Origin of the sequence: Streptomyces sp. NPDC089799, from assembly GCF_040684755.1 — a bacterium.
In the GTDB taxonomy this organism is placed as follows: Bacteria; Actinomycetota; Actinomycetes; order Streptomycetales; family Streptomycetaceae; genus Streptomyces.
Genome location: NZ_JBFBGR010000025.1, coordinates 44,024 through 59,586 on the forward strand (window position 1 = coordinate 44,024; position 15,563 = coordinate 59,586).

The 15,563-nt window shown below is 73.7% G+C and carries 17 protein-coding genes; 7 read left to right on the forward strand and 10 right to left on the reverse strand.

Translation table 11 applies throughout. From position 1 onward, the window contains the following. Positions 1-3 precede the first annotated feature (3 nt). Together AB0O36_RS25440 and AB0O36_RS25445 are read right to left on the reverse strand one after the other, a co-directional pair. Positions 4-354 carry a hypothetical protein gene (locus AB0O36_RS25440; RefSeq protein WP_365114359.1) on the reverse strand — a complete coding sequence of 117 codons (351 nt, stop codon included), beginning with the start codon at positions 352-354 and terminating at the stop codon, positions 4-6. A 90-nt stretch (positions 355-444) separates the two neighbouring features. Then, a complete protein-coding gene (locus AB0O36_RS25445) occupies positions 445-984 on the reverse strand; it encodes a CGNR zinc finger domain-containing protein (protein ID WP_365114360.1) in 540 nt (179 codons plus the stop codon). A gap of 24 nt (positions 985-1,008) precedes the next feature. Between AB0O36_RS25445 and AB0O36_RS25450 the strand changes: the two genes are divergently transcribed. Beyond that, complete coding sequence (locus AB0O36_RS25450) at positions 1,009-2,292, forward strand: MFS transporter (protein WP_365114362.1); 1,284 nt, start codon at positions 1,009-1,011, stop codon at positions 2,290-2,292. A 52-nt stretch (positions 2,293-2,344) separates the two neighbouring features. Here AB0O36_RS25450 and AB0O36_RS25455 read toward each other — a convergent pair whose 3' ends face one another. The 6 genes from AB0O36_RS25455 to AB0O36_RS25480 form a co-directional block, all read right to left on the reverse strand. Beyond that, a complete protein-coding gene (locus AB0O36_RS25455; RefSeq protein ID WP_365114364.1) occupies positions 2,345-2,944 on the reverse strand; it encodes a transglutaminase family protein in 600 nt (199 codons plus the stop codon). A 57-nt stretch (positions 2,945-3,001) separates the two neighbouring features. After that, positions 3,002-4,063: a low specificity L-threonine aldolase gene (locus AB0O36_RS25460; protein ID WP_365114477.1), complete on the reverse strand. Its 1,062-nt coding sequence runs from the start codon at positions 4,061-4,063 to the stop codon at positions 3,002-3,004. Further along, positions 4,060-4,827 carry an SDR family oxidoreductase gene (locus tag AB0O36_RS25465; RefSeq protein ID WP_365114366.1) on the reverse strand — a complete coding sequence of 256 codons (768 nt, stop codon included), beginning with the start codon at positions 4,825-4,827 and terminating at the stop codon, positions 4,060-4,062. The genes AB0O36_RS25460 and AB0O36_RS25465 overlap by 4 nt, the downstream gene beginning before the upstream one ends. Before the next feature lie 26 nt (positions 4,828-4,853). After that, complete coding sequence (locus AB0O36_RS25470) at positions 4,854-6,266, reverse strand: DUF6421 family protein (RefSeq protein WP_365114368.1); 1,413 nt, start codon at positions 6,264-6,266, stop codon at positions 4,854-4,856. 81 nt (positions 6,267-6,347) lie between these two features. Next, on the reverse strand, positions 6,348-7,556 hold the full coding sequence (locus tag AB0O36_RS25475) for an alpha/beta hydrolase fold domain-containing protein (protein WP_365114370.1): 1,209 nt from the start codon (positions 7,554-7,556) through the stop codon (positions 6,348-6,350). Further along, positions 7,553-8,749 (reverse strand): LLM class flavin-dependent oxidoreductase, encoded by a 1,197-nt coding sequence (locus tag AB0O36_RS25480; RefSeq protein ID WP_365114372.1) that lies wholly within the window; start codon positions 8,747-8,749, stop codon positions 7,553-7,555. Before AB0O36_RS25480 ends, AB0O36_RS25475 begins: the two co-directional genes overlap by 4 nt. A gap of 49 nt (positions 8,750-8,798) precedes the next feature. Between AB0O36_RS25480 and AB0O36_RS25485 the strand changes: the two genes are divergently transcribed. Further along, positions 8,799-9,458, forward strand: a complete 660-nt coding sequence (locus AB0O36_RS25485; protein WP_365114374.1) for a PadR family transcriptional regulator — start codon at positions 8,799-8,801, stop codon at positions 9,456-9,458. A 191-nt stretch (positions 9,459-9,649) separates the two neighbouring features. Next, entirely contained in the window at positions 9,650-10,333 is a 684-nt protein-coding gene (locus tag AB0O36_RS25490; RefSeq protein ID WP_365114376.1) for a glycerophosphodiester phosphodiesterase family protein, read from the forward strand. A gap of 155 nt (positions 10,334-10,488) precedes the next feature. Here AB0O36_RS25490 and AB0O36_RS25495 read toward each other — a convergent pair whose 3' ends face one another. Further along, the gene (locus tag AB0O36_RS25495) at positions 10,489-11,022 is read right to left on the reverse strand and encodes a GNAT family N-acetyltransferase (protein WP_365114378.1); all 534 of its coding nucleotides are present in this window, start codon (positions 11,020-11,022) and stop codon (positions 10,489-10,491) included. A 135-nt stretch (positions 11,023-11,157) separates the two neighbouring features. Between AB0O36_RS25495 and AB0O36_RS25500 the strand changes: the two genes are divergently transcribed. Beyond that, positions 11,158-11,658, forward strand: coding sequence for a DUF5134 domain-containing protein (locus tag AB0O36_RS25500; RefSeq protein ID WP_365114479.1), 501 nt, complete (start codon positions 11,158-11,160; stop codon positions 11,656-11,658). A 214-nt stretch (positions 11,659-11,872) separates the two neighbouring features. Next, on the forward strand, positions 11,873-12,808 hold the full coding sequence (locus tag AB0O36_RS25505; protein ID WP_365114380.1) for a M56 family metallopeptidase: 936 nt from the start codon (positions 11,873-11,875) through the stop codon (positions 12,806-12,808). A gap of 35 nt (positions 12,809-12,843) precedes the next feature. Here the strand turns inward: AB0O36_RS25505 and AB0O36_RS25510 are convergent, their stop codons facing one another. Then, positions 12,844-13,710 carry an alpha/beta fold hydrolase gene (locus AB0O36_RS25510; RefSeq protein WP_365114382.1) on the reverse strand — a complete coding sequence of 289 codons (867 nt, stop codon included), beginning with the start codon at positions 13,708-13,710 and terminating at the stop codon, positions 12,844-12,846. 139 nt (positions 13,711-13,849) lie between these two features. Here AB0O36_RS25510 and AB0O36_RS25515 point away from each other — a divergent pair, with 139 nt between their 5' ends. Then, on the forward strand, positions 13,850-14,494 hold the full coding sequence (locus AB0O36_RS25515) for a phosphatase PAP2 family protein (RefSeq protein ID WP_365114384.1): 645 nt from the start codon (positions 13,850-13,852) through the stop codon (positions 14,492-14,494). A 158-nt stretch (positions 14,495-14,652) separates the two neighbouring features. Beyond that, a complete protein-coding gene (locus AB0O36_RS25520) occupies positions 14,653-15,513 on the forward strand; it encodes a nuclease (RefSeq protein WP_365114481.1) in 861 nt (286 codons plus the stop codon). The last annotated feature ends 50 nt before the right edge of the window (positions 15,514-15,563 follow it).

Sequence of the window (15,563 nt, forward strand, 5' to 3'; positions counted from 1 at the left end):
TCGTCAGGGGCAGATCGCGTCCTGCCCCGGGTTCTTCTTGAACTGGTCCGGGAACTTCTTGATGATCCCGCAGGACAGGAAGTCGGCCATGGCGAGGATGTGGTCGTGCGCCTCGTCGTAGTCCTGGATGTCCGCCTCGAAGTCGCCCTCCAGGCGGTGGGTGGCCTCCTCCAGCGTCCCGTCCAGGTGCTTCAGGAGCGCGGTCAGCTCGTTGCCGGTGCGTTCGCCGAAGAACGGTTTGAAGGAGTTGCCGAGGTCCTCCTGGTTGCGGAACAGCCGCTGCAGGGTGGGGGCCAAGTCCGGCAGTTCCCCGGCGAAGCTCACGATCGAGAGCCGGGTCGCGAGGGCCGCCACGGACGCGCTCCGGGCGATGACGCGCGTGCCCGGGCCGCTGCGTGAGGGCCTTCGGGCGGCGGCGGACTGCAGGTTCATCCGGGTCTGCGGTTACCCGGAGGGCGCCTGCCGGCGGCGGTGGGCGGCCACGCGGGCGCGGCCGGAGCAGGCGGTCGAGCAGTAGCGGCGCGGACTGCCGGGGCCCGCGCCCAGGAAGTACCGGCCGCAGCCGCTCGCCGGGCAGGCGCCCCAGGCCGTACGGCCGTACTCGGTGAGCAGCCCGGCCAGCGCCAGGGCGCCCGAGGCCATGAACCACTCGCCCCAGCCCGCCCCCTCCCGGTCGGCGTGGAGGTGCCAGGCGTGGCCGTCGTGGCGGCTCAGCCTCGGGCGGGCCCCGCAGGCGTCGAAGACCTCGTTCAGGGAGCGTGCGGCGCGGTCCGCGTCGTCTTCCGCGAGCACCGCGCCCATCCGCAGCGCGGCCGCGCGCAGTACGGCCGCGTCCGCCTCGGTGAAGGCGGGCCCGTCCAGGTCCTCCGGCTTCTCGCCGTGCCGGGCGAGGAGGGCCGCGAGCTCGGTCCGGGGCAGGTCGGGGCGGACACGGACCGCTTCGGCGATGTCGAGCAGCCGCGACAGGGGGTCGAAACCTTTCACACCCACACTGTAACGTCTTGACGCATGAAGGCGTTACGGAGATATCTGTGCGCGGCGGTGGCCGCGCGGCTCGCGTCCGAAGGCATGGGGATCGCGCTGGTCCTGCTGGCGCTGGAACGCACGGGCAGCGCGGCGTACGGGGCGTTCGTACTCACCGGCTGGCTGGCCCCGCACGTCCTGGCGGCCCCGGTGGCGGGGGCCCTGGCGGCGCGCAGCGGGCGCCCGCGGGTCTTCCACGTGGGCGCGCTGGCCGGTTTCGCGGCCGCCATGGCCGCTCTCGCCCTGCTGGTCGGCCGGGCGCCGGCCCCGGTGGTGCTCGCGGTGGCGCTGGCCGGCGGCTCCTGCGGTCCGATGGTGACCGGCGGGCTGTCCAGCCTGGTCGCCGGCCTGGTGCCGCCCGGACCGGGGCGGGACCGGGCGTACGGCTGGGACGCGGCGACCTACAACGCGGCCTCGGTGACGGCTCCGGTCGTGGTGAGCACCTTCGCGATGCTGGGGTCGGCCGGTCCGGGGGTGCTGCTGCTGGCCTCGGGTGCGGCCGTGGCCGCCGTCCTGGCGGCTACGCTCCCCTACGCCCCGGCGGCCGGCGGTGGCGGTTCGCTGGGGGCGGGGATGGCGGCGGGGCTGGCCGCCCTGTGGCGGGTGCGGGAGCTGCGCGCGATCACCTCGGCGACCACGCTGGCCTTCCTCGGGATCGGGGCGCTGAGCACGACCGTGGTGCTGCTGACTCCGCGCGGCGGCGGGGTGCTGCTGACGGCGTTCGCGGTGGGGGCGCTGACGGGGGCGCTGACGCTGGGCCGGGTCACCCGGGTGGAGCCCGGCCGGCTGGCCCGCTGGGCCCTGGCGGGCACGGGGGCGGCGCTCGCCGCGGCGGCGGCCGCTCCGTCGCTGCCGTTGGTCGTGGTGCTGTTCGGGGTGGCGGGGGTGTGCGACGGGCCGCTGCTGACGGCCACCCTGCGGCTGCGCGCGGAGCACGCGCCGGCGGAGGCGCGCACCCAGGTGTTCACGCTGGGGGCCGGGCTGAAGGTCACCGCGGCGGCGGTCGGCGCGGCCCTGGCCGGGCTGGCCGCGTCCGCGCCGCCGCGGGTGCTACTGCTGGGCATCGCCGCGCTGCAGCTCGCCGCCGCACTGCTGCACGGGTTCGTGCGGGGGCGGTCCCCCGCCCCGCGGCCCGCGGGCACCGCGGATGCCGTGCATACGGCCGGTAGCGCGGATGCCATGGATGCCTCGGATGCACCGGGCGCCGCGCCGGCCATAGGGCAGGGGCCGGCGCGGCGGGCCGGCTCCACGGGGACGGAGACCGGCTGAGGCGGGGCCGGACCGGGCGGAACCCTGCCGGGCGGGGGGCGGAGCCGGCGGACTACAGGGCGGTGGGCAGGTTCCGCCAGAGGGCGGGCCGGTCCGGGGACTCCCGCAGGGACCGGAGTACGGCCGGGTGCGGGGCGGCGTACAGCACCGGGTAGTCGACCTCACCGAGCTCCGGGCGGACCGGGAAGGCCAGCTGCTCGCCGTGGAGCGAGAACCGGGCGTCCACGCCCGGCTTGTTGCCCCGGGGGTCCTGGCGCGCCCAGCCGCTCTCCCCCGGCAGCAGGACGGCGACCAGACCGTGCACGGCGGGGTCCGAGCCCCCGTCCTCGGTGAGCCGCTGGTAGCACAGCGCGGTGGGGATGCCCCGGGCCCGCAGCAGCGCGGCCAGTGCGTGGGACTTGGCGTAGCAGATGCCGTTGCGGGTGGCGAGCACGTCGGAGGCGCGCCAGCTGACCCGCACGTCCCCGGAGTCGGCGGAATGCGGGATGGTGTCACGGACGAACTCGAAGGCCGCCTCGGCGTATGAGTATGCGTCGCCGGTGGCGGTCCAGAGCGCGTCCGCGGTCTCCTGGACCAGCGGGTGGCCGTGGTCGATGGTTTCGTCCGCGGCAAGGTAGGCGGACACGTCGGAATGCTCCTGGATCAATTCCATGATCCAGGAGCATACCTATGCAGAGATTCGCATGTCTATCGATCTAGCGGCGGTCCCTCAGCGGGCCATCTCTTCCTTCAGGGCCTGCAGGAAGCCGTCCACGTCCTCGATCTGGGTGTCGAAGCCGCACATCCACCGGACGTGCCCGGCGGCCTCGTCCCAGAAGTAGAAGCGGTACCGCTGCTGCAGCCGCCGGGAGACCTCGTGCGGCAGCTTCGCGAACACCGCGTTCGCCTGGACCGGGTAGAGGATCTCCACCCCGTCCACCTCGCGCACGCCGGCCGCGAGCCGCTGCGCCATCTCGTTGGCGTGCCGGGCGTTGCGCAGCCACAGGTCCTTGGCCAGCAGCGCCTCCAGCTGCACCGACACGAAGCGCATCTTCGAGGCGAGCTGCATGGACATCTTGCGGATGTGCTTCATCTGCCGGACCGCGTCCGGGTTGACGACCACCACGGCCTCGCCGAACAGCATGCCGTTCTTCGTGCCGCCGTACGACAGCACGTCGACGCCCACCGCATTGGTGAAGGTGCGCATCGGCACGTCGAGCGAGGCCGCGGCGTTGGCTATCCGGGCACCGTCGAGGTGGACCTTCATGCCGAGCGCGTGCGCGTGCTCGCAGATCGCCCGGATCTCGTCCGGGGTGTAGACCGTGCCCAGCTCGGTGTTCTGGGTGATCGACACGACCTGCGGCATGGCCCGGTGCTCGTCCTCGAAGCCCCAGGCCTCCTGGTCGATCAGCTCGGGGGTGAGCTTGCCGTCCGGGGTGGGGACGGCGAGCAGCTTGAGGCCCGCCATCCGCTCCGGCGCGCCGCCCTCGTCCACGTTGATGTGGGCGGACTTGGCGCAGATCACCGCGCCCCAGCGGTCGGTCATCGCCTGGAGGGCGGTGACGTTCGCGCCGGTGCCGTTGAAGACCGGGAAGGCCTCCGCGTACGGGCCGAAGTGGCTGCGCATGATCTTCTGGAGGTGCTCGGTGTACTCGTCCTCGCCGTAGGCGACCTGGTGGCCGCCGTTGGCGAGGGCGATCGCCTCCAGGATCTCCGGGTGCGCTCCCGCGTAGTTGTCGCTGGCGAAGCCGCGCACCGCCGGATCGTGGTGCCGGCGGGCATCGGTCCTCAGGGTTGCGGGGTGAGCCACAGACGCTGTCCGTTCACTTCCGGGGCGGGCCGCTCCCAGACGCCGACGATGGCCTCGGCCAGCTCCTTGACGTCGGTGAAGCCCGCGAACTTCGCGTTGGGGCGCTCGGCGCGCATGGCGTCGTGCACCAGTGCCTTGATGATCAGGATCGCAGCCGCGGCGCGCGGTCCGTCGTCGCCTCCCGCCTTGCGGAAGGAGTCGGCCATCGCCAGCGTCCACGCCTCGGCGGCGGCCTTGCCCGCGTTGTACGCCGCGTTGTTCGCCACCGGCTTGTGCGCGCCGGACTGGCTGACCAGGACGTAGCGGCCGTTGCCGCTGCGCATCAGGCCGTCGTGGAAGGCCATCGAGGTGTGCTGGACCGTACGGATCAGGAGCTTCTCCAGAAAGTCCCAGTCCCCGAGGTCCGTCTCGGTGAAGGAATTGCTGCCGCGCCAGCCGCCGACCAGGTGGACCAGGCCGTCGACCCGCCCGAACTCCTTCTCGGTACGGGCGGCCCACTCCTTGGTGGCTTCGAGGTCGAGCAGGTCCACGGTGTCACCGGTGACGGTGGCCCCGCCGTGGGCGTAGCGGGCCGCGTCCACGGCCTCGGCCAGGCGGGCCGGGTCCGCGTCGGACGCGACGACCGTGGCGCCCGCCTCGGCGAGCCGCAGCAGGGCGGCGCGGCCGGCGGGGCCGCCGGCCCCGGCCACCGCCACCACTGCTCCGCTGAGAATTCCGTTCCCGTTGCCGTTCGCGGCACCGTTCATCTGGCTGGCCTCCTGTGGGCTGGGGTTCACGCGGCAGTCCGCGCGCCGTCGGCGAGGTCGGCGTTCTGCGCGGTGATCCCCTTCGTGGAGGCGATCACTCCCTTGAGCTTCTTGGCGAGCGCCTCAAAGAACATGCTGAGCGGAAACTCGTCGGGAAGCACGTCGTCCACGAGCTTGCGGGGCGGCTGCGTGAGGTCCAGCGCGTCCGGACCCTTGGCCCACTTGGAGCCCGGGTGCGGGGCCAGGTAGGTGGAGACCAGCTCGTAGCCCTTGAACCAGTGCACGAGCTTGGGGCGGTCGATGCCGTCCCGGTACAGCTGCTCGATCTCGCCGCACAGCTGGTTGGTGATCTGGGGGGCGCGCTCCCAGTCGATCCGCAGCTTGTTGTCCGTCCAGCGCACCACGTCGTGCTTGTGGAGGTAGGCGAAGAGCAGCTGGCCGCCGAGGCCGTCGTAGTTGCGGGTGCGGTCACCGGTCAGCGGGAAGCGGAACATCCGGTCGAACAGCACGGCGTACTGCACGTCGCGGCCGTGGACGTTGCCCTCGGCCTCCAGCTTCACGGCCTCCTTGAAGGCGGTGAGGTCGCAGCGCAGCTCCTCCAGGCCGTACATCCAGAACGGCTGGCGCTGCTTGATCATGAAGGGGTCGAACGGCAGGTCGCCGTGGCTGTGGGTGCGGTCGTGGACCATGTCCCACAGGACGAACGCCTTCTCGCAGCGCTCCTGGTCGGTGATCATCGCGGCGATGTCCTCGGGCAGCTGCATGCCCAGGGTCTCGACGGCGGCCTCGGTCACCTTGCGGAAGCGGGCGGCCTCGCGGTCGCAGAAGATGCCGCCCCAGGTGAAGCGCTCGGGGGCCTCGCGGACGGCGATGGTCTCCGGGAAGAGCACGGCGGAGTTGGTGTCGTAGCCCGCGGTGAAGTCCTCGAAGGTGATGCCGAGGAACAGCGGGTTGTCGTAGCGGGTGCGCTCCAGCTCGGAGAGCCACTCGGGCCACACCATCTTCAGCACGACGGCTTCCAGGTTGCGGTCCGGGTTGCCGTTCTGCGTGTACATCGGGAACACGACGAGGTGCTGGCGGCCGTCCACGCGCTCGGCGGCGGGGTGGAAGGCCAGCAGGGAGTCGAGGAAGTCCGGCACCGGGAAGCCGCTCTCGGCCCACTTGCGCAGGTCGGAGACGAGGGCCTCGTGGTAGGCGGTGGCGTGCGGCAGCAGCGGGGAGAGCTCCTCGACGGCGGCGATCACGCGGCGGACGGTGTCCTCCGCGTCCGCACGGCCGGGGGCGCCTTCGGCGGCGAAGTCGATGGAGCCGTCCTTGGACTGCCAGGGGCGGATCTCCTCCACGGCGGCCTTGAGCGCGGGCCACGCGGGGTGGTCCACCACCCGCGACCCGGCGGTTATTACGGCCCCGCCGACGCCCGGCACAAGAGTTTCCGTCATGTCACTTCCTCCACAGGAGAACCTCACGTATGGACAACGTATACATGTGAGGCTCTCCTGCTCAAGAGGGGATGCCGGAAATTATCCTGCCGCCCCCCTCGGTTCACCGGAAGACTTCCCGTGGGCCACCGTGGAGGAGATGGCTCCACCGATTCTTTGCAGCGCGGCCCCCGCAGCGGGCAAGTGGTCGGCCAGCGCGAGGAATCCGTGGAACATCCCCGGGTGGGAATCGAGGACCGAGGGGACCCCGTGGGCGAGCAGCGCCCGGTGCCAGGCCAGCCCGTCATCGTGCAGCGGATCACACCCGGCGACCACCACATGGGCGGGCGGCAGCGCCGCCAGGGCCGCTGCGGGGGCGTGCAGCGGCGAGACCAGGGGGTCGCGGGGATCACCGCCGGCTCCGAGGTACTGCGCCCAGAACCAGCGGAGGTGGGCGGTGGTGAGGTAGTAGCCGGACGCGTTGCGCCGGTACGAGTCGAAGGCGAGCCCGGCCGAGACCGCCGGGTAGACCAGCACCTGCAGGGCGACCGGCGGGCCGCCCCGCTCCGCGGCCAGGAGCAGCGCGGCGGCGGACAGGGTGCCTCCGGCGCTGTCCCCGGCCACCACCAGGGCGTCCGGGTCGCCGCCGAGCTCGCCGATGTGCTCCCCGGCCCAGCACAGGACGGCGTGGACGTCCTCCAGCGGGGCCGGAAAGGGGTGCTCGGGGGCGCGCCGGTAGTCCACCGAGACCACGGCGGCACCGGCCTCCCGGCAGAACGCGCGGGCGGTGGCGTCATGGGTGTCGAGGTCGCACAGGACGAAGCCGCCGCCGTGGCTGAAGACCACGGTGGGGCGCGGTCCGGGCCGTTCCCCGGGGTCGGGGAGGTAGATCCGGACCGGGACGGGAGGGGCTCCCGGCGGGCCGGGGACGGTCCGGTCCTCCACCGCGCCGACCCGGACCGGTCCGCCGGGCGTCCGGGGGGCGGCGGCGAGGATCCGCCGGGCCTCGGCGGCGTCGGTGACGGCCCCGCCCACGTCGGGGAAGACGGCGGTGAGCGCGTCGGCGAAGGGGCGCGCGGCGGGATCGAGGCGATCCCTCCCGGAGGGACGGGAGGCGCCGTCCGGGGCGCGGGCGGCCTCCGGTGCCGGCAGGGCGGAATCCCGGCGGGCACCGCCCCCGACCGGGCGGGCACCGGCGCCCGCGGAATCGGGGCCGGGGCCGGCCGGAGCCCGCGGCGCATCGCCGCCGGAGCCGGCCGGAGCCTGCGGCGCACCACCCCCCTGCGCCCCGGTTCCGCGGACGCCCGTCATTCGGCACCTCCGGCGGTCGCCGCCGGGCCGCCCGGGCCGTCCGGGACCGCCGCCCCGCCCCGTCCCGCCGGGAGGCCGTTGCGGAAGTGCGGGATGACCTTCTCGCCCCACTGCCGCAGGGTCTCCAGGCACGCCTCCTGCGGCACGGTGCCCATCTGGACCAGGCACATGATCTCGTCGGCCCCGGCGTCGCGGAGCCGTTCCACGTAGGCGATGGCGTCGTCGGCGCTGCCGTACGCGTGGTCGGCGTTGAAGGTGGCGGTGGAGGTGGGCCGTACCGGGATCCGCTGTTCGTTGAGCCGGGCGACGACCTGCTCGGCGGCCCGGCGCATCTCGGCGGCCTCGTCGGTGCCGTCGACCACCGCCTCGTCGGGGACGCCCGCCCCGCCGTACCAGTGCCCGATGGACTGGGCGAAGAAGCGCTGGCCGCGGATGCCGGTGCGGCGGGCCTCCTCGGGGTCGTCGAGCACGATGGTGGGGCAGAGCACCGAGAAGTGGTCGTTGACGGCCGTGGACACGAAGCGGCTGCCGTCGCGCCCCGCGCGGGCCGCGTCGTAGACCGTGCGCATCGCGGCGATCGACTCGGGCCCGGCGAAGCCCATGACCAGCGCGCCGATGCCCAGTTCGGCGGCCTGGACCAGCGTCTCCTCGCGGCTGCAGGCCAGGAACAGGGGCGGGTGCGGGGTCTGTGCGGGCCGGGGCAGGATCGGGTGCGGGGCGATGTCGATGAGCTCGCCGTGGTACTCCAGCTCGTCCTGCTGCCACGCCTTGCCGATGATCCGCAGCGCCTCCTCGACCTCCTGGGCGGTCCGCTCCCGGTCCACCCCGCACAGGGAGGTCTCCTGTTCGGTGCCGCCGCGTCCGGCGCCGAGGTCGAGCCGGCCGCCGGAGAGCAGGTCCAGCATGGCGGCGCGTTCGGCCACCCGGGCCGGATGGTTGAAATTGAAGGGCATGCACACGACGCCGTGCCCGATGCGTATGGTGTTCGTCCTGGCCGCCACGAAGCTGAGGAACACCTCCGGTGCGCTCATGTGGGCGTACCACTTCAGCGAGTGGTGTTCGACGGCCCAGATGCGGTCGAAGCCCATGCGTTCGGCGAGCACCGCCTGCTCGACGCAGTCGCGGATGACCTGGTGCTCCCGTTCGACGGTCGGGTCTGCCAGCTGTGCCTCGAAGATCACGGAGAATTTCACGGTGCCTCCAGGGTTGCGTCCCGTGTCCGGCCTCACTTCAATTCGGAATATGACTAGTAGTCATAAGCAAAAGAAGCAAGACCTTCCGCCGACCGCGTGGGCGGTCCTCGGGCTGCTCTCGTTCCCGGGCGCCCGCACCGGCTACGAACTGAAGAAGTGGGCCGACTCCTCGCTCCGCTTCTTCTACTGGTCGCCGGCCATCAGCCAGATCTACGCCGAGCTGCGCCGGCTGGAGCAGCTCGGGTACGCCGCCTCCGAGCGCTCCGGCCCCGAGGAGGCGCGGGCCAAGCGCCGCTACGCCATCACCCCCGACGGGCGCGAGGCGCTCGCCGGCTGGGCGGCCGACACGGCCGAGGCCGGGCCGCCGGTGCTCAAGCACGGACTGCTGCTGCGGATCTGGCTGGGCCACCTGTCCGACCCGGACCGGCTGCGGGCGATGGTCGCGGAGCACCAGGAGCGCACCCGGGCCGAGCTGGCGGCCGTACGGGAGGCCATGGCGCACGCGGCGGAGGTCCCGGAGTGGGCCTTCCCCGCCCTGGCGCTGCGCTGGAGCGAGCGGCAGCACCTGGCCGAACTGGAGCTCGCCGAGGCCCTGCTGGCGGACCTCGACGCCCTGGAGGAGCGGCCCGGGCCGGACCCCGGGTCTCACCCTGGACCTGAGGTCGAGGTCCCGGGTCAAGGCGGTGGGGACGCGCCCACGCCCGGGTGACACGGCCCGGTCGCGCGGGCCCGGACGCGGCCGCTCCGGCCAAGCCGGGCAACGGCCGGACGGCCCTGCCGGCGCTCTGCACGACCGGTCACATCCTGCTTCCGGCGCACTACGATGCGTCCTCACCCGCGCGGTTCGGTAGGGACACCGGGCCGTCGCCGGGAGCCGCCGTCGACGGAAGCGAGAGAACCTTGACTTTCCTCACCATCGGTCACCGCGGAGTCATGGGTGTCGAACCGGAGAACACCCTCCGGTCGTTCGTCCGCGCGGAACGTTCCGGCATGGATGTCATCGGTCTGGACGTACAGGTCAGCAAGGACGGCGCACTCGTCGTCCTGCACGACCCCGATGTGGACCGGACCACGGACGGGTCGGGTGCCGTCTGCGACCTCACCCTGGCCGAGCTGCGCGGGCTCGATGCCGGGCTGGGCGAACGGGTGCCGCTGTTCGAGGAGGTGCTCGACGCCGTCCGGAGCCCGCTGCTGGTCGGGGTCGCGGACCGCGGCGTCGCGGCGGCGCTGGCCGCCGTCATGCTCCGGCTGGACCTGACCACGCGGGTGGAGGTGGCCTCGGTCCAGGACGCGGCGCTGGCCGAGATGGCGCGGCTGGTGCCGGGCGTGCGGACCACGCTGACGGCGAGCCGGTACGGCGAGGACATCGTGGACCGGGCGCTGGCCGCGGGTGCCGAGACGGTCTCCCTGAACATCCGGCGGCTGACGCTGGAGACCGTGGAGTCCGCGCACACCGCGGGCCTGCGGGTCACCGGCTGGACCGTGAACACCATGGACCACCTGCGGCTGGTGCGCGCGCTGGAACTGGACGGCGCCGCCACCGACTTCCCCGAGATCCGGCTCACCGGCAGGTTCACCGCCTAGCCGCTCCCCGGTCCCCGGTCCCCTGCCCTGTCCGACTCGGACCGGACAGGGCAGGACGGGCGGGGACGGCACCGGCCGGACGGCAGGGGCCCCGGCAGGGGCTTCAGACGGATTTCAGACAGGCTTCAGAGGGCTTCGGAGGGTCTCTGGGGGATTCAGAGGGGCTTCACCAGCAGTTCGAAGGCGAGGTCGTCACGGCGCGGCCGGCCGAAGCGCTCGTCCCCGTACGGGAAGGGGCTCAGTTCGCCGGTGCGGCGGTAGCCGCGGCGCTCGTAGTAGGCGATGAGCTCGTCGCGGACGTTGATCACGGTCATCCGCATCTCCTTCACCCCCCACTCCTGCGCCGCGTACCGCTCGGCCTCGGCCAGGATCTCCTTGCCGAGTCCGGCGCCCTGGAGACCGGGGCGGACCGCGAACATGCCGAAGTAGGCGTGGTCACCGCGGTGTTCGAGCTGGCAACAGGCCACCAGCCCGCCGTCGCGCTCGACCGCGAGCAGCAGGGAGTCCGGGTTCTCCACGATCTGGCGCACGCCGCCCGGGTCGGTGCGCTGGCCGTCCAGGTAATCCGCCTCGGTGGTCCAGCCGCCCCTGCTCGACTCGCCCCGGTACGCCGACTCGACGAGTGCGACCAGGGAGTCGACGTCGGCTTCGGTGGCACTGCGGAAACTGAGGGACGCGGGCGTGGACATCGGCGGCTCCGTTCATGTGTTCTGCTCGCCGAAGCCTAACCCGGTCCGGCGTGCGGGCGGCTCGGCGCGGGCATCTCTTCCGGTGTCACCGTCGAACCGGGAGGTTCCGCCGTGCACCATTCCGCGCCGCCCGTGATGTCCTGGCTGCTGGTGCTGCTGTGCGCGTCCAGCGGTGCGTACTGCCTGCTGCGCGGGCGCAGAGCGGCGGACCGGGCGGACGGGGTGATGGGGCTGGGGATGGCGGCGATGGCGGTACCGCAGGCGGCGGGCGCACGCGGGTTCCATCTGGCGCTGGGCGTGGTGTTCTGCCTCGCCTCGGCGCACGCGCTGTGGCAGTTGCGGGCCGGCGGACGCCATCACGCGCACCACCTGGTGGGCTCGCTGGCGATGGTGCACATGGCCTTCACTCCGGAGGTGCGGCCGCTGACCGCGGCCCTGCTCCTCTACTACACGGGCTACGTCCTGCTGAGCGGTGCGCGGCTGGTGCCGGCCTCGGCGCCGGCGGTGGTCGCGGCCGGGGGCACGGGCGCGGGGAGCGCCGCGGTGAGGGTCACCACCGGCGGGCCCGCCGGGCTGACCCGGGCCTGCCGACTCGCCATGGGCCTGGGCATGTTCGCGATGCTGCTCACCCTGTGACCGCGACCCGCTCCGGTCCGAAGGCACACGGCGCGGGAAGCGACTCGGGAAGCGACTCGGGAAGCGACTCGGGAAGCGACTCGAAACGCAGCGCGAGCCACATCGCGACATGCACGGCGAAAAGTGTCGCGGGACGCGCCGCGAAACGTGTCCTCCGTCACCAATGCCACCGGACCGTACCTGCGGGTAGACGCCCGCTCATAGGCTGTCGCACATGATGGTCTCCGCCGTTCTCCTGCTGCTCGGCGCGCTGACGGCCGTCGTGGCCCCCCGCTGGCTGGGCCGCGCGGCATGGCCCGAACGCGAGCCGGTGGTGGCGTTGTGGGTGTGGCAGTGCGCGGTGGCCGGGGTGCTGCTCTGCCTGGGCCTGTCGATGCTGCTGAGCGCGGCCACGGCCTGGCAGGCGGTGCGCGGGCGGCTGTTCGCGCCGGCCCCGCACGGGGTGGCCGAGGCGTACGGGCCGGTCACGGGCGGGCCGTGGGCCGCCGGGACGGCCGTGGTGCTGGCCGGCGGTGCGGTGTGGACCGGGGCGATGCTGACCCGCGAGGTGCTGCGGGCGCGGGCCCGCAGGCGCGCCCGTCGTTCCGAACTGCTGGTACGGGCGCCGCTGTTGCCCGGCGAGGACCCCGGTCCGGTGCGGCTGGTGCTGCTGGAGGGCGAACGGCCCGGGGCGTGGTGGGTGCCCGGGGCGGCCCCGCAGCTGGTGGTGACCACGGCCGCACTGAACCGGCTGAAGGGCCGTCAGCTGGACGCGGTGCTCGCTCACGAGCAGGGGCACGCGGTCGCCCGGCACGAGTGGCTGCTGAACTGCGCCCGCGCCCTGTCGGGGGCGTTCCCGCAGGTGCGGGTGTTCGCGGCGTTCCGCGACGAGATGCACCACCTGGTGGAGCTGGCCGCGGACGACGTGGCCTCGCGCCGGTTCGGCCGGCTGACCACCGCGCTGGCGCTGGTGGGGCTGAACGAGGACCGGGGCGTGTTCGGGCCGTACGCCCCGCCGGAGGCGCACGTCCCCCAGCGGGTCACCCGACTGCTCGCGGCGACCCCGCGGCTGTCACCCGGACACCGGCTGGGCCTGACCGCGGCAGCGGCCCTGGTCCCGGCACTCCCGCTGCTGGTCGCCTTCGGCCCGGGCCTGACCGCCCTCACCTAGGGCCTCTCCGGCGGATCATGGCCGGGGCCGCGGCGTCACGCGCGGGCGGTGTGGGTGAGGATGGCGGACAGGGCGGTGTTCCAGACCTCGCGCGGGGGCATCTGGTGTCCCATGCCGGGGAGCGGGACCAGCCGGGCGCCGGGGATCTCCCGGGCCAGGGCCTCGCCGTGGGCGTAGGGGAGGAACGGGTCCTCGGTGCCGTGCAGGACGAGCGTGGGGGCGGCGATCGCGCCGAGCCGGTCGCGGACCGGCGTGCCGCCCTCGATCAGCCGGTGGTTGCCGGCGGCGGCGGGGACGGGGCTGCGGTCGAAGGCCCGGCCGGCGGTCCGCCGCAGGGACTCCTCGTCAACCGGGATCGTGCCTGCGAAGGCGTGCTCGGCCGCCACGAAGTGGGCGACCACCGACTCGCGGTCGGTCCAGTCCGGTTCCCCGGCGGGGTGTTCGAACCACTTCGCCAACTCGTCGGTCATCGGCGGCAGGCCGGGGTGTCCGGGCCCGCCGCGGCCGTCCGGACCGGTGGCGATGAGGGTGAGCGTCGCCACCCGGTCCGGGTGTCCGACACAGAGCCGCTGGGCGATGGCACCGCCCATGGAGATGCCCACGACGTGCGCGGCACGGATGCGGAGCGCGTCCAGGACACCGATCGCGTCGGCGACCAGGTCCGCCTGGGTGTACCCGGGGGCGCCGACCGGCCAGGTCGTGGAACGTCCGGTGTCCCGCGTGTCGTAGCGCACCACGTACCGGCCGCCGTTCGCGAGCCGGGCCACGAACTCCTCGTCCCACCAGTCCATCGTGGCCTCGGCCCCGGAGATCAGCAGGACGGCCGGTGCGGCCGGGTCGCCGGACGTCCGGGCCGCCAGGTCCACTCCGTTCACGTGCAGCGTCTGCTCCGGCGTCGGCATGACCACCCACCTCCACGCTTCCGGAACGGGCTTCCACGGCCACCGTAGGCGGAACCCCCGGCGCCGTCCGATCGCCGCGCCACGACAGGGCGGCGCCACGGTGCGAGGATGCCGAGCTATGCGGAGCACGATCACAGGGATGAGAGGGGCCTGCGCCGGCTGCCTGCTGCTCGCGTCGGCACTGACCGTGCTGGTGGTGCTGCGGCTGCCGGCGCTGCTCCGGTTCGACGCGGCGATCGCGGTGGCGCTGCACGAGCACGCCGTCACGCACCCGGCGGTCACCGCCCTCATACGGGTACTGAGCGACTGGGTGTGGGACCCGTGGACGATGCGCGCCCTGCTGGCGGCGGTGTGCGGGTGGCTGTGGTGGCGGGGTGAACGGGCCCTGGCCGTGCGCTTCCTGGTGACCCTGGCGGTGGCCTCGGTGGTGCAGCAGGGGCTGAAGGCCGCGGTCGGCCGCGCCCGGCCGGTCTGGCCGGACCCGGTGGACAGCGCCGACTACGCGGCCTACCCCTCGGGGCACGCGCTGACCGCGACGGTGGTGTGCGGGCTGCTGCTGTGGCTGGCCGGCGGCCGGCCGTGGGCGTGGGCGGCGGCCGCCGTCTCGGTGCTCGGGGTCGGGTTCACCCGGGTGTACCTCGGTGTCCACTGGCCGTCCGACGTGCTGGGCGGCTGGCTGATCGGGGCCGCCCTGGTGCTGGCGGCGCTGTCCGGGGCGGTGCGGGGCGCTCCGGGGCGCCCTCTTCTCCGGCGGCCCGCCAGCGGGGATCCTGACAGCGGCTGACAGAGGATCGCCGGACCGTACGAACGCAGCGCCGCAGGACCGCAGCACCACTGCACCGCAGCACTGCTGCACCACTGCACCGCTGCACCACTGCACTGCTGGACCGCTGGACCGCTGGACCGCTGGACCGCGCCGTCGATGGGGAGGCCGCCGTGCCGATGCTCGTGATCGAGGGAAGCTACCGGGTGCTGGGAGCCCGGCCGGACGGGGACTCGGTGCGGTTCGTGCCCGCCGACCCCTCACAGTGGGCACTGGTGCCGGGCCCGCACCGGGTGCGCGCGAACCGTGCGGGTGCCGCGCAGCTCCGGCTGGACGGCATCGACACCCTGGAGACCCACTACGTACCGGCGCACGGCGCCGAGCTGGGCCAGCCGACGCCGTTCGGGGAGGACGCGGCGGACGAGCTGACGGCCTGGCTGGGTTTCGCCGCGGTGCTGCGGGACGGCCACGGCACGGTGACCTCCTCGGAGCCCGCCACCGCACCCGGGTACCTGCTGACCCGGGGCGCCGACGTCAACGGCCGGTGCGTGGCGCTGGCGGGGCGCGGGCCCGCCCCGGCGCCGGGCGGGACCTGGATGCACGTGGACCCGGCGCTGCTCGGCCGGACCGCCAACCTGCACCAGCTGCGGACGGGGCTCGCGTACCCCACGTACTACCGGAAGCTGTTCGCCGAGCTGCGTGAGGTCATGACGGGCGCAACGCTGCGGGCCCGTTCCGAAGGGCTCGGCCTGTGGCCGCTGGACCAGACCCTGTACGGCGCGAAGGTCGACGGGCTGGCCTCGCTCTCCGAGACGGCGGTGCTGCTGCCCAAGCTGTTCCGCCGGCTGGCCGACTATCTGACGCTGGGTGCGGGTGATCCCTCGCTGGCCGGCTTCCGCGCCTACCTGGACCAGCGGGGCGACCGGGTGCTGGTGCTCTCCCGGGGGCAGTTCACGGGCCTGTCCACGGTGGTGGAGACGGACGCGCAGACCGTCCGGCTGGCCGTGCCGCCGGAGGACCTGGTCTTCGAGGAGCGCTGAGGCCGGGCTCGCGGCAACACCGTGCACACCGGTGCTCGGCGATCCCCCGC

Excerpts from the sequence above, each read along its gene's own strand:
- AB0O36_RS25500 (WP_365114479.1), top strand. The coding sequence starts at position 11,158 with ATGTCCTGGCTGCTGGTGCTGCTGTGCGCGTCCAGCGGTGCGTACTGC.
- AB0O36_RS25475 (WP_365114370.1), bottom strand. The coding sequence starts at position 7,556 with ATGACGGGCGTCCGCGGAACCGGGGCGCAGGGGGGTGGTGCGCCGCAG.
- AB0O36_RS25495 (WP_365114378.1), bottom strand. The coding sequence starts at position 11,022 with ATGTCCACGCCCGCGTCCCTCAGTTTCCGCAGTGCCACCGAAGCCGAC.
- AB0O36_RS25485 (WP_365114374.1), top strand. The coding sequence starts at position 8,799 with ATGACTAGTAGTCATAAGCAAAAGAAGCAAGACCTTCCGCCGACCGCG.
- AB0O36_RS25455 (WP_365114364.1), bottom strand. The coding sequence starts at position 2,944 with ATGGAATTGATCCAGGAGCATTCCGACGTGTCCGCCTACCTTGCCGCG.
- AB0O36_RS25520 (WP_365114481.1), top strand. The coding sequence starts at position 14,653 with ATGCTCGTGATCGAGGGAAGCTACCGGGTGCTGGGAGCCCGGCCGGAC.
- AB0O36_RS25505 (WP_365114380.1), top strand. The coding sequence starts at position 11,873 with ATGATGGTCTCCGCCGTTCTCCTGCTGCTCGGCGCGCTGACGGCCGTC.
- AB0O36_RS25515 (WP_365114384.1), top strand. The coding sequence starts at position 13,850 with ATGAGAGGGGCCTGCGCCGGCTGCCTGCTGCTCGCGTCGGCACTGACC.
- AB0O36_RS25450 (WP_365114362.1), top strand. The coding sequence starts at position 1,009 with ATGAAGGCGTTACGGAGATATCTGTGCGCGGCGGTGGCCGCGCGGCTC.
- AB0O36_RS25470 (WP_365114368.1), bottom strand. The coding sequence starts at position 6,266 with ATGACGGAAACTCTTGTGCCGGGCGTCGGCGGGGCCGTAATAACCGCC.
- AB0O36_RS25510 (WP_365114382.1), bottom strand. The coding sequence starts at position 13,710 with ATGCCGACGCCGGAGCAGACGCTGCACGTGAACGGAGTGGACCTGGCG.
- AB0O36_RS25465 (WP_365114366.1), bottom strand. The coding sequence starts at position 4,827 with ATGAACGGTGCCGCGAACGGCAACGGGAACGGAATTCTCAGCGGAGCA.